This window comes from Mesorhizobium sp. P2_F5, from assembly GCF_056403715.1.
Genome location: NZ_JBFUEY010000004.1, coordinates 19,378 through 33,929, shown reverse-complemented (window position 1 = coordinate 33,929; position 14,552 = coordinate 19,378). Strand labels below are relative to the sequence as shown.

The following is a 14,552-nucleotide window of genomic DNA, read 5'->3' as shown; positions in this document are numbered from 1 at the left end:
ACGGCGAACCGCTCTATCTCCTTGTTTTTACGCAATTCCTGTGGGAAAACCGTTCCACACTTTTCCTGGAATTGCTCCTGGGTCAGCCGGCGAGTATACGCTCGATCGCCGGACGGTTCAGCCCCTTCAGGCCAATGACGACGAGGCGCGAGCGGCGGTCGTCCTCGGCCGTCCAGGCGCGGTCATAGTAATGGTTGACGCGCGGGCCGACGGCCTGCAGCAGAAGCCGCATTGGCTTGCCGCCGACATCGACGAAGCCTTTTACGCGCAACACATTCTCTTCTTCGGCAATTGTGGCGACGCGTTTGGCCAGCTCGTCGGGATTGGCGATCGAGGGAATGTCGACGATGAAGGTGTCGAAGTCGTCATGCTCGTGGTCGAAAGCGCCGTCATGGTGCGACTTGCGGTTCTCGATGTCGTCCTCGACGGCGAGGCCGAGGCCGAGCAATACGGATGGATCGACCTTGCCGTGCGCCGTCGGCACGATCTTCACGGCGCGGGCGGAGTGTTCATTGATGATGGCGTTGGCGCGGGCCGAACCGGCTGAATCCATCAGATCGCTCTTCGACAGGATGATCAAGTCGGCGCAGGCGATCTGGTCCTCGAAGACTTCTTCGACCGGGTCGTCATGGTCGAGCGTCTCGTCCTGGACGCGCTGTGCCTGCAAGGCGTCCATGTCGTTGGCGACGCGGCCCTCGGCCAGTGCCGGGCCGTCTACCACGGCGATGACGCCATCGACCGTGACCCGGCTCTTCACGCTTGGCCACTGGAACGCCTGGACCAGCGGCTTGGGCAGAGCGAGGCCTGAGGTTTCGATCAGGATGTGGTCGACCTTCGGTGTCAGCGCCAGGATCTTGTCGAGGGCGGGCACGAAGTCGTCGGCGACGGTGCAGCAGATGCAGCCATTGGCCAGTTCGACGATGTTTTCCTCGGGGCAGGTGTCGATGCCGCAGCCTTTCAGGATTTCGCCGTCGATGCCGATGTCGCCGAACTCGTTGACGATGATGGCAATGCGCTTGCCGCCGGCGTTTTCCAGGAGATGGCGGACCAGCGTCGTCTTGCCGGCGCCGAGAAAGCCGGTGACGACGGTGCAGGGAACACGGGAGAGATTGCCGGCCGGATTTGGAGCGTTCATGGTCAGTCCTTCAGCATGTCGAGGGGTGGAAGGCGGGCAACGAGGCCGCGCTTGAGGCTATCGGGCCGTCCGCGCCAGGGGATGAGGCCGTCGGTCGAGGTGGCGAAGAGTTTTGCGCCGGTGACGAGATCGGCGCCGCTGGTCGGGGTCAAATCGCCGAAGACATAGCTCCAGCAGCCGTCGCGCAGGATCGCGGCGCTCAGCCTTCGCTTGCAATTGCCGAGGCATTCGACGGTGCGGACGCGGATGTTGTCTTCGGCTGCGACGCGACGCGTGTCGTCGGCCAGCAATTCGCCGGCGCGGGGGTGGGCGTCGGAGCCGCTCTCGTCGCGGCAGGAGGCGCAGACGATGACGGTCACGCCAGTCAATGCGTCGCTATCGGCGGACGAAACATCCGCTGTGCCAGCCGAAAAACTGCTGTTCTGGTCCAAAAACCGGGCTCCTTGCCCGGAAACCCGCCGGGCGATCGGATTCTATAGTCGCAGACGGCAGGTCTCCTGGCTCGCGAGTCGTCGCCTTGGTTAGCCGCCTTCCCGGTGTTATCCAGTGGCTTTCGGCCTTGGCTCTTCGCTTACAGTTGCGGGGACAGCCGCGGATTTGAGACCGAAGTCCCGCACCGCATTCCCTCTTGGCCCCAGCCGTTGCGGGCAGGGGACCGTCTGGACCGGATTTAGGCTTTTGCGGGCGGCGATGTCAACGCACGGCTACGACACCGCGATGTCGGCCAAAGGCTGTCCAAGGTCGCCGGCAGGCGTCACCTCGATCCGCTCAAGCCCAAGCCAGCCCTGCATCTGCTTCAATTCCTCGAAGAGTTGCGCGGCGGTCTCCGGCGGCGCGCCGGGCTCGGCATAGGCGGCATGGATGCGGAGCACACTGGCCGGGCGATCGGCCTTGAGGTCGACGCGCCCCACGATCCGGTCGCCGAGCAGGAAGGGCAGGACGTAGTAGCCATACTGGCGCTTGTCGGCAGGGGTGTAGATCTCGATACGGTAGTGGAAATCGAACAGACGCTCGCTGCGCGAGCGCTCGAAGACGACCGGGTCAAACGGCGCCAGCAGGGCGCGAGCCTCTATCCTGCGTGGCAGACGGGCATCCTTATAGAGGTAAGCCGGCTTGTCCCAGCCTTCGACGCGCACCGGCAGCAGCTCACCCATCTCGACCAGTTCCTCCAGCCGGCCCTTCATGTCGGCCGGCGACAGGCGGAAATAGTCGCGCAAATCGCCTGACGTCGCGATGCCATGGGCACGAGCGGAAATGCGTAGCAATTCGCGGTGCGCGTCCTCGGCCGCCGGCACCGGCAGATCGAGGATCGCCTGCGGCAGCACGCGCTCGGGCAGATCGTAGAAGCGCTCAAAGCCGCGGCGGTGCGCCGTGGTGATGCGTCCGGCCCAGAACAGCCATTCAAAGGCGTGCTTGGCGTGGCTCCAGCCCCACCAGCCGCCCGAACCCTTCTGGCCTTCCAGCGCGGAAGCCGCGATAGGACCGCGCTCGGCGACCGCTCGGTAGATCTCCTCGATATAGGCGGCGTGCTCGCGGCCCCATTTGGCGAGGCCCAGATACATTTCGTCGCCGCTCTCGGCGCGCTGCATGCGCCAGCGCATCAGCGGCCAGGTCTCGACGGGCAGGAAGGAGGCCTCATGCGCCCAGTATTCGAACACGGTGCGCTTGCGGGTGACGGCGGCATTGTCCAGCAGAGCGAGCGGGTAGGGACCAAGGCGGGAGTAGAGCGGCATATAGTGAGCGCGCACCACGGCGCTGACGGAATCGATCTGCAGCAGGCCGGTGCGCGAAAGCACCCGAGCAAAGTGGCGGCGGTCCGGTGTGCCGCCCGGCCGCGGGTCGATAAAACCCTGCGCGCCAAGCGCGATCCGCCTGGCCATGGCGAGCGATATTTTGTCCTTCATCAAGATGCCTTTGCCCTGGTCCTGTTGCCGTATTTTTAGCCGGTGATTCCGGCGATGCTAGCAGGCTTGTGGCGGGAGACATGTCAGGAGACAAAAGTGGAGTAAAAAGCGAAGGAAATCAAACAGGAGCGGATCGGACCAGTTTTTCCCGACCTGCCGTCCAGCACTGCGTTTTGAACAAGGTTTGACTTGCTTCGCCGAAAGCCCTGCGCTAACCCTCGCCGCGTTGCAGCATAGGCACCTAAAACGGTTCAGCGGTTAAACTGTCACGCTTCCGCATTAGGATTGGTTGCTGTAATCAAAGTGGATTGGCCGCCAACGGAAAGCCGCAGCATGAACGCATTGCTCAGTTCGTACCTGCCCATCGTCCTCTTCATCGCCGTGGCGGCGGTCGTCGGCCTGGCGCTTATCATCGCGCCGTTCCTGGTGGCCTACCGCAATCCCGACCCGGAAAAGCTTTCCGCCTATGAGTGCGGCTTTAACTCGTTCGACGATGCCCGCATGAAGTTCGACATCCGCTTCTACCTGGTGTCGATCCTGTTCATCATCTTCGATCTGGAAGTGGCCTTCTTGTTCCCGTGGGCGGTGTCGTTCTCGAAGATCGGCATGCTCGGTTTCTGGTCGATGATGGTGTTTTTGGCGGTGCTGACCATCGGCTTTGCCTATGAATGGAAAAAAGGAGCGCTGGAATGGGATTGAACGACAGTTCCGGTACGCTCGTCGCGCCCAAGCCCAAGGGCCTGATCGACCCCAATACCGGTCGCCCGGTCGGTTCTGACGATCCGTTCTTCCTCGAGATCAACAATGAACTCGCCGACAAGGGCTTTCTGGTCACCTCGACCGAGGCGCTGATCACTTGGGCACGCAGCGGCTCGCTGATGTTCATGACCTTCGGTCTCGCCTGCTGCGCCGTCGAAATGATCCACACCTCGATGCCGCGCTATGATTCGGAGCGGTTCGGTGTTGCGCCGCGCGCGTCTCCGCGCCAGTCCGACATCATGATCGTCGCCGGCACGCTGACCAACAAGATGGCGCCGGCGCTGCGCAAGGTCTACGACCAGATGCCGGAGCCGCGCTACGTCATCTCGATGGGCTCCTGCGCCAATGGCGGCGGCTATTATCACTATTCATACTCGGTGGTGCGCGGCTGCGACCGCGTCGTGCCGGTCGACATTTATGTGCCCGGCTGCCCGCCGAGCGCCGAAGCGCTCCTCTACGGCATTCTTCTCCTGCAGAAGAAAATCCGCCGCACCGGCACCATCGAACGGTAGACCCATGGCTGCATCCCTTAGCGAACTGTCGACCTATCTCGGCGAAAAGCTCCCAGGCCGCGTCCACGACGCGGTGCTGGCCTATGGCGAGCTCAGCATTTCCGTTGAAACCGGCGATCTGATCGACGTGGTGACCTTCCTGCGCGACGATCCGAGCTGTCAGTTCATCTCGATCATCGATGTCTGCGGCGCCGACTATCCGTCGCGGGCCAAGCGTTTCGACGTCGTCTATCATCTGCTGTCGCCGAAGCAGAATTTGCGCATCCGCATCAAGGTCCAGGCCGACGAAGAGACGCTGGTGCCGTCGCTGACATCAGTCTATCCCGGCGCCGACTGGTTTGAGCGCGAGACCTACGATCTCTATGGCGTCCTGTTCTCGGGCCATCCGGACCTGCGCCGCATCCTCACCGATTACGGCTTCGAGGGCCATCCGCTACGCAAGGATTTCCCGCTGACCGGTTTCGTCGAAGTGCGCTACGACGACGAAGCCAAGCGCGTCATCTACGAGCCGGTGGAATTGAAGCAGGAATTCAGGAACTTCGACTTTTTGAGCCCATGGGAAGGGACGGATTACGTTCTTCCCGGGGATGAAAAAGCCAAGACGAATTGAGGCGCCAGAATGGCCGAAACCTCCGTCCGCAATTTTAACATCAACTTTGGACCTCAACACCCTGCAGCGCATGGTGTTTTGAGGTTGGTGCTTGAGTTGGACGGCGAAGTGGTCGATCGCGTCGATCCGCATATCGGCTTGCTCCACCGCGGCACCGAAAAGTTGATCGAGCACAAGACCTATCTGCAGGCGATACCTTATCTCGACCGGCTCGACTATTGCGCGCCGATGAACCAGGAGCATGCCTTCGCGCTCGCTGCCGAGCGACTGCTCGGCATCGAAGTGCCGAAGCGCGGCCAGCTGATCCGCGTGCTCTATTGCGAGATCGGCCGCATCATGTCGCACATCCTCAATGTGACGACGCAGGCGCTCGACATCGGCGCGCTGACGCCGCCGCTGTGGGGCTTCGTCGAACGCGAAAAGCTGATGGTGTTTTATGAGCGGGCTTCCGGCTCGCGCATGCATGCCGCCTATTTCCGCCCCGGCGGCGTGCACCAGGACCTGCCGGCGAAGCTGGTCGAGGACATCGGCAAGTGGATCGACCCGTTCCTGAAGTCGCTCGACGATCTCGACAGACTGCTCACGGGAAACCGCATCTTCAAGCAGCGCAATGTCGATATCGGCACGGTGTCGCTGGCCGACGCCTGGGCTTGGGGGTTTTCCGGCGTCATGGTGCGTGGCTCGGGTGCGGCCTGGGATCTGCGCAAGTCGCAGCCCTATGAATGCTATTCCGAGATGGATTTCGACATCCCGATCGGCAAGAACGGCGACTGCTACGACCGTTATCTCGTACGCATGGAAGAGATGCGCCAGTCGGCCAAGATCATGCGCCAGTGCGTCGACCTTCTGCTCGGCAAGGAAAGCACCGGCCCGGTATCGAACCTCGACGGCAAGGTGGTGCCGCCGAAGCGCCAGGCGATGAAGCGCTCGATGGAAGCGCTGATCCATCACTTCAAGCTCTACACCGAAGGCTATCGCGTGCCGGCCGGCGAGGTCTATGCCGCCGTCGAGGCGCCGAAGGGCGAGTTCGGCGTCTATCTCGTCTCCGACGGCTCCAATAAGCCCTACCGCTGCAAGCTGCGCGCGCCCGGCTTCGCGCATCTGCAGGCCATGGACTTCCTCTGCCGCGGCCACATGCTGGCCGACGTCACCGCCGTGTTGGGTTCCCTCGATATCGTCTTCGGGGAGGTCGATCGGTAGCAATGAATGCTCTTGTCACCGCAGCGGTTCTGGCAATGGCGGCCCAGGTTCCCGCATGGGGTCCGGATGGTCGACTGCTGTCGAGAGACTTGGTCAAGATCGGGTTTGAGCTGGTCGCTGAAGGTGACTTGTTGATGGGGCGCACCTACGAGAGGCACGCGCCGATGGATCAGGATTTTGTTATTCATTCCCGTCCGGCGTGCCCGATCGAGACGTTCGTAGCCCAAGTGCCTGGTCGGCCGAGGCCTTACTGTGTCTCTTGGGTTGATGACCGGTATGATGAATATGTCCGCCTGAAACGCGGTAAAGAAGAGTTTGTGTGCGTGTTAGGGCAATCTGAGAACTGCTATCGCGTCTCCAGTTCGGTTCAATAAGAAAACATAAAAGCGAAAATCCATGTCAGTCCGCCGTCTCGCAGAAGCCAGCGTCCAGCCAGCCTCCTTCGCCTTCAACCGGGCGAATGCGGCGGTGGCCAAGCAATGGATCAAGAAATATCCGAAGGGCCGCGAGCAATCGGCGATCATTCCTCTGCTGATGATCGCGCAGGAGCAGGAAGGCTGGGTCACCAAGGCGGCGATCGAGACCATCTCGGACATGCTCGGCATGCCTCGCATTCGCGGGCTCGAAGTCGCGACCTTCTACACGCAGTACCAGCTCAATCCGGTCGGCACCCGTGCCCACATCCAGGTTTGCGGCACCACGCCCTGCATGCTGCGCGGCTCGGAAGCGCTGATGGATGTGTGCCGTTCCAAAATCCATCACGACCAGTTCCACACCAACGACAAGGGCACGCTGTCGTGGGAAGAGGTCGAATGCCTCGGCGCTTGCGTCAACGCGCCAATGGTCATGGTGTTCAAGGACACGTTCGAGGATCTGACACCGGAACGGCTGGCCGAAATCATCGATCTCTACGATGCGGGCAAGGGTGCCACGGTTCCGACGGGGCCGCAGAACGGTAGGACCGGCTCGGAGCCGGCCCCCGGCCTGACGACGCTGAAGAGCGAAAAGGCGATTCTGAAGTCGACCCGCGACAAGGAAGCCAAAGCGGCGACCAAGGCTGCCAAAGCGGCGCCAGCCGCAGTTGCGCCGGCCGCTACGGTTTCGCAGGCGCCGGCCGAAGCGCCGGTTGCGCCGTCCAAGGCCGGCAAGCCAAAGACCGATGCTCCAGAGACCAGTCCGGCTCTGAAGTCGCCATCGCCGGTCAAGGTCGCGCCCGAGGTGGAAAAAGCAGCGAGCGTTGCCGCACCGCTGCATTCGGCTGCCAATGCCAATCTGGCTGCGCCGGAAGTCGAGGAGGTCTCGAAACAGCGTAGCGGCCCCAGGAACAAAGCCGAGCCGGCGGCTGCCTTCAAGGCGCCGGAAGTCAAGATTCCAGCAGCCAAGCCGGCAAAGCCGTCGCTTGAGGACAAGAACCGTCCAGCCGGCATCGACAGGCCGGCTGCGGTCGACGATCTCAAGCTGATCTCCGGCGTCGGTCCGAAGATCGAGGGCATCCTGCATACGCTGGGCATCTTCACCTTCGCGCAGGTCGCTTCGTGGAAGAAGGCAGAGCGCGACTGGGTGGACGGCTATCTCGCCTTCCACGACCGCATCGACCGCGACGACTGGGTCGGCCAAGCCAAGGCGCTCGCCAAGGGCGGCGTCGCCGAATACATCCGCGTCTTCGGCAAGAAGCCGGTCTGAGGGTAAGAAAAATGCTTCAGGACAAAGACCGCATCTTCAACAACATCTACGGCCTCTTCGACAAGTCGCTGGCCGGCGCCATGGCGCGCGGCGCCTGGGACAACACGCCTGGCATCATCGCCAAGGGGCGCGAGTGGATCGTCAACGAGATGAAGGCCTCGGGCCTGCGCGGCCGCGGCGGCGCCGGCTTCCCGACCGGGCTGAAATGGTCGTTCATGCCCAAGCAGAGCGACGGCCGGCCGAGCTATCTCGTTGTCAACGCTGACGAATCCGAGCCCGGCACGTGCAAGGATCGCGACATATTGCGCAACGATCCGCACACGCTGGTCGAGGGCTCGTTCATCGCCGGCTTCGCCATGGGCGCGGTCGCCGCCTACATCTATGTGCGCGGCGAGTTCATCCGCGAGCGCGAAGCGCTGCAGCGCGCCATCGACGAGGCCTATGAGGCCAAGCTGATCGGCAAGAACAACACGTCCGGCTATGATTTCGACATCTACATGCATCACGGCGCCGGCGCCTATATTTGCGGCGAGGAGACGGCGCTTCTCGAAAGCCTCGAAGGCAAGAAGGGCCAGCCCAGGCTGAAGCCGCCATTCCCGGCCAATGTCGGCTTGTATGGTTGTCCGACAACGGTGAACAACGTCGAGTCGATCGCGGTGGCGCCGACCATCTTGCGCCGAGGTGCTGCCTGGTTCTCGTCCTTCGGCCGGCCCAACAATGTCGGCACCAAGCTGTTTTGCATCTCCGGCCACGTCAACAATCCGTGCACCGTCGAAGAGGCGATGTCGATCCCGTTCCGCGAGCTGATCGAGACGCATTGCGGCGGCATTCGCGGCGGCTGGGACAATCTGCTTGCGGTCATTCCGGGCGGCGCTTCGGTGCCATTGGTGCCGGCCGAGCAGATCATCGATGCGCCGATGGATTTCGACGCACTGCGCGATCTCAAATCCGGTCTCGGCACGGCGGCTGTCATCGTCATGGACAAGTCGACCGATATTGTGAAGGCGATTGCCAGGCTTTCCTACTTCTACAAGCACGAAAGCTGCGGCCAGTGCACGCCATGCCGCGAAGGCACCGGCTGGATGTGGCGGGTGATGGAGCGGCTGGTGCGCGGCGAGGCGCAGAAGCGCGAGATCGACATGCTGCTCGACGTCACCAAGCAGGTGGAAGGCCATACGATCTGCGCGCTGGGCGATGCCGCGGCGTGGCCGATCCAGGGGCTGATGCGGCATTTCCGCGGCGAGGTGGAGCGGCGCATCGACGAGTTTTCGCGCAACGCGCACCGGGCCGAGCCGGTGATGGTGGCGGCGGAATAGACGACGAGTTTTGAAATACGGGCGCAAGCCCGGGACTGACATATCGGGGCGGGGCAGACGAAGAAACGACCAGGAGATATCTATGGCGCCGTATTCGAACCCTTTGATGCCCAAATTGGATGAACTTGAGAAGATGAACCGGGACCTGACCAGGATGATGCCGAAGGAGATGGCCAGCGCCGTCAACCTTTTCGCGCATCCAGTCGCCGGTGCCGCCGCCATGTCAGCGCTTGGCCTCGGCCTTGCCAACCATGCCTTTGGCGTGTGGCTCGGCGCATGGTCCGGTGCTGCCGAGGCATCGCAGCGGATTTTCCAGCCGATCATCGACGATTTCGACCAGCGCACCTTGGGGTTCTCCGAGACAGCCCCCGCCACCAAGGCGCGCGCGGCGACCAAAACCCTGATCGCCGAGGCGCAGACCTTTGCGCAGGACGTGACCGATATTGCCGCCCGCACCGTCGATGCCGAGCCAGAGAAGGCGGATCCGGTCGCCGAAGACGCGACGACCGGGTTGATGCCGGAGGATTTCAGGCAGCCCAAGACCATTGCGCGTCCGTCCAAGCCGTCGGATCTCAAGGCGATAACGGGCATCGGGCCGAAGCTTGAAAAAGTGCTGAACGGCCTCGGCATCTGGACCTTTGCCCAGATCGCCGCATGGACGCCGGAGGAGATCGCCTGGGTCGAGGATTACCTGTCGCTCAAGGGCCGCATCGGCCGCGACGAGTGGACCCGCAAGGCGGCGGCGCTGACGCTGGCCGCCAAGGCGAAGAGGTAGGGGGCAGGCATGGATGTCCACGACAGGAGCGAAGTTCTCGATGTGCGCAATGCCATCGTCAGCAACTCCAGATTTGACGATGTGAACCTGTCGAACACGCAGTTTCACAACGTCAACCTGTCGGCGGCCCTGGTGGACGACGCGAACCTCTCGAACGCGTTTTTCAGCAATGTGAATATGAGCAATTTGAAGATAGAAAACGCTGAAGTCGCCGGCATGATGATCAATGGCATCAGGTTGAGCGATCTGTTTCAGGCATATGAGACGGCGAAGACCGCCGGGGGCAATTGATGGCAAAGCTCAAGGTCGACGGGAAAGAGATCACTGTACCCGACCACTACACGCTGCTGCAGGCGGCCGAGGACGCTGGCGCGGAAGTGCCGCGCTTCTGCTTCCATGAGCGGCTGTCGATCGCCGGCAATTGCCGCATGTGCCTGATCGAGGTGAAGGGCGGACCGCCCAAGCCGCAGGCCTCCTGCGCCATGGGTGTGCGCGACCTGCGCCCGGGGCCGAATGGCGAGACGCCGGAAATCTTCACCAACACACCGATGGTCAAGAAGGCCCGGGAAGGCGTGATGGAGTTCCTGCTGATCAACCATCCGCTGGATTGCCCGATCTGCGACCAGGGCGGCGAATGCGATCTGCAAGACCAGGCGATGGCCTTCGGCGTCGATTCCTCGCGCTATCACGAGAACAAGCGCGCCGTCGAAGACAAGTATATCGGCCCGCTGGTGAAGACGGTGATGAACCGCTGCATCCACTGCACGCGCTGCGTCCGCTTCACCACGGAAGTTGCCGGCATTTCCGAGCTCGGCCTGATCGGCCGTGGCGAGGATGCCGAGATCACCACATATCTCGAAAGCGCCATGACCTCGGAACTGCAGGGCAATGTCATTGACCTCTGCCCGGTCGGTGCGCTGACCTCGAAACCTTTCGCCTTCCAGGCGCGGCCGTGGGAACTGACCAAGACCGAATCCATCGACGTGATGGACGCCGTCGGCTCGGCGATCCGCGTCGACAGCCGTGGCCGCGAGGTGATGCGTATCCTGCCGCGCGTCAACGAGGCGGTGAACGAGGAGTGGATTTCCGACAAGACCCGCTTCATCTGGGACGGCCTGCGCACGCAGCGCCTTGACCGCCCCTATGTGCGCAAGGACGGCAAGCTGGCTCCGGCCAGCTGGGCCGAAGCGTTCGCGGCGATCAAGGATGCCGTGTCGAAAGCTTCGCCCGAGAAGATCGGCGCCATTGCCGGCGATCTTGCCGCCGTCGAGGAAATCTACGCGCTGAAGCAGTTGATGGCTGCGCTAGGCTCGAAGAACACCGATTGCCGCCAGGATGGCGCCGCACTCGATCCGGCGCTCGGCCGCGCCAGCTACATCTTCAACCCGACCATCGAAGGCATCGAACAGGCCGACGCGGTGCTGATTATCGGCGCCAATCCGCGCTTCGAGGCATCGGTGCTCAACGCCCGCATCCGCAAGCGCTGGCGCATCGGCAATCTGCCGGTCGGCGTTATCGGCGAGGTCGGCGACACGCGCTATGAATACGAGCAGCTCGGCGCCGGTCCGGAATCGCTGAAGGATCTGGCCGACGGCAACGGCAAGTTCTTCCAGGTGCTGAAGAAGGCGACGCATCCGCTGATCATCGTCGGCCAGGGCGCGCTGGCGCGCGCCGACGGCGCGGCGGTCCTCGGCCAGGCGGCGAAACTCGCCACGGCCGTCAACGCTGCCCGCATCGACTGGAACGGCTTTGCCGTGCTGCACAACGCGGCTGCCCGTGTCGGCGGTCTCGATGTGGGCTTCGTGCCGGGCGAGGGCGGCAAGAATGTCGCCGGCATGCTGGGCGAGAGCGACGTGCTGTTCCTGCTCGGCGCCGACGAGATCGACATGTCGAAGACCGGCGGCGCCTTCGTCGTCTATGTCGGCACCCATGGCGACGCCGGCGCGCACCGCGCCAATGTCATCCTGCCGGGTGCTGCCTACACCGAGAAGTCGGGCACCTATGTCAACACCGAGGGCCGCGTGCAGCAGACCAACCGCGCCGGTTTCGCGCCGGGCGATGCGCGCGAGGACTGGGCGATCCTGAGGGCGCTGTCGGATGTGCTCGGCAAGAAGCTGCCCTTCGATTCGCTGCAGCAGCTGCGCGCCAAACTCTATGGCGAATACCCGCATCTCGCCCGCATCGATCATGTCGAGGCCGGCAATGCCGACGACATCGCCAAGGTGGCGAAGCTCGGCGGGCGGCTGAACAAGGGCACCTTCACCTCGCCGGTCACGGATTTCTATCTGACCAACCCGATCGCGCGGGCGTCGGCCGTGATGGCTGAGTGCTCGGCGCTGGCGAAGAGCGGCTTCAAGCAGGCGGCGGAATAAGCATGGACACTTTCTTCTCCTTCTATGTGGTGCCGGCGCTCTGGATTGTGGCCGAGTCGCTGTTCCTCATCGTTGTCCTGCTGATCGGCGTCGCCTATCTGCTTTATGCCGACCGCAAGATCTGGGCGGCGGTGCAGCTGCGCCGCGGCCCGAACGTCGTCGGCCCCTGGGGCACGCTGCAGGCCTTCGCCGACCTGTTGAAGTTCGTCTTCAAGGAGCCGGTCATTCCGTCCGGCGCCAACAAAGGCGTTTTCCTGCTGGCGCCGCTGGTGTCGGCGGTGCTCGCGATCTCGGCCTGGGCGGTCATTCCGGTCAATGCCGGCTGGGCGATCGCCAACGTCAATGTCGGCATCCTCTACGTCTTCGCCATCTCCTCGCTCGAGGTCTATGGCGTGATCATGGGCGGCTGGGCGTCCAACTCGAAATACCCGTTCCTCGGCGCGCTGCGCTCGGCGGCTCAAATGGTGTCCTACGAAGTTTCCATCGGCTTTGTCATCGTCACCGTGCTGCTTTGCGTCGGCTCGCTCAACCTGTCGGACATCGTCATGTCGCAGCAGGACGGGCTGGGCACCAAGCTTGGCCTGCCCAACAGCTTCCTCGACTGGCACTGGCTGGCGCTGTTCCCGATGTTCGTCATCTTTTTCATCTCGGCGCTGGCCGAGACCAATCGCCCGCCCTTCGACCTGGTGGAAGCCGAGTCCGAACTCGTCGCCGGCCACATGGTCGAATATTCGTCGACGCCGTTCCTGCTGTTCTTCCTCGGCGAATATGTCGCCGTGGTGCTGATGTGCGCGCTGGCCACCATCCTGTTCCTCGGCGGATGGCTGCCGCCCTTCGACTTCGCGCCCTTCACCTGGGTGCCCGGCGTGATCTGGTTCGTGCTCAAGATCTGCCTGATGTTCTTCATGTTCTCCATGGTGAAGGCTTTCGTGCCGCGCTATCGCTACGACCAGCTGATGCGCCTTGGCTGGAAAGTCTTCCTGCCGATCTCGCTGGCGATGGTGGTAATCGTCGCTGCCTTCCTCAAGATCACGGGGTTTGCGTGATGTCCGCTCTCGGCCAAGCCGCCAAATCGCTGCTGCTGCAGGATTTCGTCAGCGCCTTCTTCCTGTCGATGCGCCAATTCTTCGCGCCGAAGGAGACGATCAACTATCCGCACGAGAAGGGGCCGGTGAGCCCGCGCTTCCGTGGCGAGCATGCGTTGCGCCGTTATCCCAATGGCGAGGAACGCTGCATTGCCTGCAAGCTGTGCGAAGCGATCTGCCCGGCGCAGGCGATCACCATCGAGGCCGGTCCGCGCCGCAATGACGGCACGCGCCGCACGGTGCGCTACGACATCGACATGGTGAAGTGCATCTATTGCGGCTTCTGCCAGGAAGCCTGCCCGGTCGACGCCATCGTCGAGGGGCCGAATTTCGAATTCGCGACGGAGACGCGCGAGGAACTTTACTACGACAAGGACAGGCTGCTGGCGAATGGCGACCGGTGGGAGCGCGAATTGGCGCGCAACATCTCGTTGGACTCGCCCTACCGCTGATATTGACGCATGGACGGGGCGAGGGGCCTCGTCTAAGGACAACGCGGCTTTGGCACCGGAGGCGGACCGAAGCAACACAAACGAACAGGACGAGCGTCCTGTTTCGGACAGGAACCCCGGGGGAACCCATGCTGAGTGGACTAGAGGCGGCCTTTTTCTACCTCTTCGCCTTTGTCGCGGTGGCGTCGGCGTTCATGGTCATTTCGGCGCGCAACCCCGTGCATTCGGTGCTGTTCCTGATCCTGACCTTCTTCAACGCCGCCGGCCTGTTCATGCTGACCGGCGCCGAGTTCCTGGCGATGATCCTGCTCGTCGTCTATGTCGGCGCGGTCATGGTGCTGTTCCTGTTTGTCGTCATGATGCTCGACGTCGACTTTGCCGAGATGAAGGAGGGCGCGCTGCAATACGCGCCGATCGGCGCGCTGGTCGGGCTGATCCTGGCGGCGGAGCTGATCATCGTGCTCGGCGGCTACACATTCGCGCCGCGGCTGGCTTCGACGGTCTCAAAGCCCATCCCGGATCTCGCCGCGCGGACCAACACCGCCGCACTCGGCGACATCCTCTATACCGACTACCTCTACTACTTCCAGATTTCGGGCCTCATCCTGCTGGTCGCCATGATCGGCGCCATCGTGCTGACGCTGCGCCACAAGGAAGGCGTCAAGCGGCAGTCGATCGCGGCCCAGGTTGGCCGCACGCCGGCTACGGGCATGGAAATCCGCAAGGTCAAGTCGGGCGAGGGGCTCTGA

General features: G+C 62.9%; 16 protein-coding genes and 1 riboswitch. Of the genes, 13 read left to right on the top strand and 3 right to left on the bottom strand.

The features are described 5' to 3' along the window. Nucleotides 1-82: 82 nt before the first annotated feature. From cobW to AC1DYO_RS06700, 3 genes are all read right to left on the bottom strand, one after another. A complete protein-coding gene (cobW, locus tag AC1DYO_RS06710; RefSeq protein WP_477261537.1) occupies nucleotides 83-1,135 on the bottom strand; it encodes a cobalamin biosynthesis protein CobW in 1,053 nt (350 codons plus the stop codon). Between the two features lie 2 nt (nucleotides 1,136-1,137). Further along, nucleotides 1,138-1,566: a DUF1636 family protein gene (locus AC1DYO_RS06705; RefSeq protein WP_477261535.1), complete on the bottom strand. Its 429-nt coding sequence runs from the start codon at nucleotides 1,564-1,566 to the stop codon at nucleotides 1,138-1,140. A gap of 39 nt (nucleotides 1,567-1,605) precedes the next feature. Continuing rightward, nucleotides 1,606-1,810, bottom strand: a riboswitch (cobalamin riboswitch). 29 nt (nucleotides 1,811-1,839) lie between these two features. Beyond that, complete coding sequence (locus AC1DYO_RS06700; RefSeq protein ID WP_477261533.1) at nucleotides 1,840-3,039, bottom strand: winged helix-turn-helix domain-containing protein; 1,200 nt, start codon at nucleotides 3,037-3,039, stop codon at nucleotides 1,840-1,842. A gap of 333 nt (nucleotides 3,040-3,372) precedes the next feature. Here AC1DYO_RS06700 and AC1DYO_RS06695 point away from each other — a divergent pair, with 333 nt between their 5' ends. From AC1DYO_RS06695 to AC1DYO_RS06635, 13 genes are all read left to right on the top strand, one after another. Further along, nucleotides 3,373-3,738 carry an NADH-quinone oxidoreductase subunit A gene (locus tag AC1DYO_RS06695; protein WP_112394699.1) on the top strand — a complete coding sequence of 122 codons (366 nt, stop codon included), beginning with the start codon at nucleotides 3,373-3,375 and terminating at the stop codon, nucleotides 3,736-3,738. Next, a complete protein-coding gene (locus AC1DYO_RS06690; protein ID WP_095087216.1) occupies nucleotides 3,729-4,310 on the top strand; it encodes a NuoB/complex I 20 kDa subunit family protein in 582 nt (193 codons plus the stop codon). Before AC1DYO_RS06695 ends, AC1DYO_RS06690 begins: the two co-directional genes overlap by 10 nt. 4 nt (nucleotides 4,311-4,314) lie before the next feature. After that, nucleotides 4,315-4,920, top strand: coding sequence for an NADH-quinone oxidoreductase subunit C (locus AC1DYO_RS06685; RefSeq protein ID WP_477261531.1), 606 nt, complete (start codon nucleotides 4,315-4,317; stop codon nucleotides 4,918-4,920). A 9-nt stretch (nucleotides 4,921-4,929) separates the two neighbouring features. Then, the gene (locus tag AC1DYO_RS06680; RefSeq protein ID WP_477261529.1) at nucleotides 4,930-6,120 is read left to right on the top strand and encodes an NADH-quinone oxidoreductase subunit D; all 1,191 of its coding nucleotides are present in this window, start codon (nucleotides 4,930-4,932) and stop codon (nucleotides 6,118-6,120) included. A gap of 2 nt (nucleotides 6,121-6,122) precedes the next feature. Further along, complete coding sequence (locus tag AC1DYO_RS06675) at nucleotides 6,123-6,494, top strand: hypothetical protein (RefSeq protein ID WP_477261527.1); 372 nt, start codon at nucleotides 6,123-6,125, stop codon at nucleotides 6,492-6,494. Between the two features lie 22 nt (nucleotides 6,495-6,516). Next, complete coding sequence (locus AC1DYO_RS06670) at nucleotides 6,517-7,803, top strand: NADH-quinone oxidoreductase subunit E (RefSeq protein ID WP_477261525.1); 1,287 nt, start codon at nucleotides 6,517-6,519, stop codon at nucleotides 7,801-7,803. Between the two features lie 11 nt (nucleotides 7,804-7,814). Further along, nucleotides 7,815-9,119 carry an NADH-quinone oxidoreductase subunit NuoF gene (nuoF, locus tag AC1DYO_RS06665; RefSeq protein WP_477261523.1) on the top strand — a complete coding sequence of 435 codons (1,305 nt, stop codon included), beginning with the start codon at nucleotides 7,815-7,817 and terminating at the stop codon, nucleotides 9,117-9,119. 82 nt (nucleotides 9,120-9,201) lie between these two features. Next, nucleotides 9,202-9,894, top strand: a complete 693-nt coding sequence (locus tag AC1DYO_RS06660) for an NADH-ubiquinone dehydrogenase (protein ID WP_477261521.1) — start codon at nucleotides 9,202-9,204, stop codon at nucleotides 9,892-9,894. Between the two features lie 9 nt (nucleotides 9,895-9,903). Beyond that, a complete protein-coding gene (locus AC1DYO_RS06655; protein ID WP_477261519.1) occupies nucleotides 9,904-10,185 on the top strand; it encodes a pentapeptide repeat-containing protein in 282 nt (93 codons plus the stop codon). Beyond that, on the top strand, nucleotides 10,185-12,266 hold the full coding sequence (nuoG, locus tag AC1DYO_RS06650) for an NADH-quinone oxidoreductase subunit NuoG (RefSeq protein ID WP_477261517.1): 2,082 nt from the start codon (nucleotides 10,185-10,187) through the stop codon (nucleotides 12,264-12,266). Before AC1DYO_RS06655 ends, nuoG begins: the two co-directional genes overlap by 1 nt. Before the next feature lie 2 nt (nucleotides 12,267-12,268). Further along, on the top strand, nucleotides 12,269-13,312 hold the full coding sequence (gene nuoH, locus AC1DYO_RS06645) for an NADH-quinone oxidoreductase subunit NuoH (protein ID WP_477261515.1): 1,044 nt from the start codon (nucleotides 12,269-12,271) through the stop codon (nucleotides 13,310-13,312). Continuing rightward, nucleotides 13,312-13,803: an NADH-quinone oxidoreductase subunit NuoI gene (nuoI, locus tag AC1DYO_RS06640; protein WP_181055889.1), complete on the top strand. Its 492-nt coding sequence runs from the start codon at nucleotides 13,312-13,314 to the stop codon at nucleotides 13,801-13,803. Before nuoH ends, nuoI begins: the two co-directional genes overlap by 1 nt. A 128-nt stretch (nucleotides 13,804-13,931) precedes the next feature. After that, complete coding sequence (locus AC1DYO_RS06635; RefSeq protein ID WP_477261513.1) at nucleotides 13,932-14,552, top strand: NADH-quinone oxidoreductase subunit J; 621 nt, start codon at nucleotides 13,932-13,934, stop codon at nucleotides 14,550-14,552.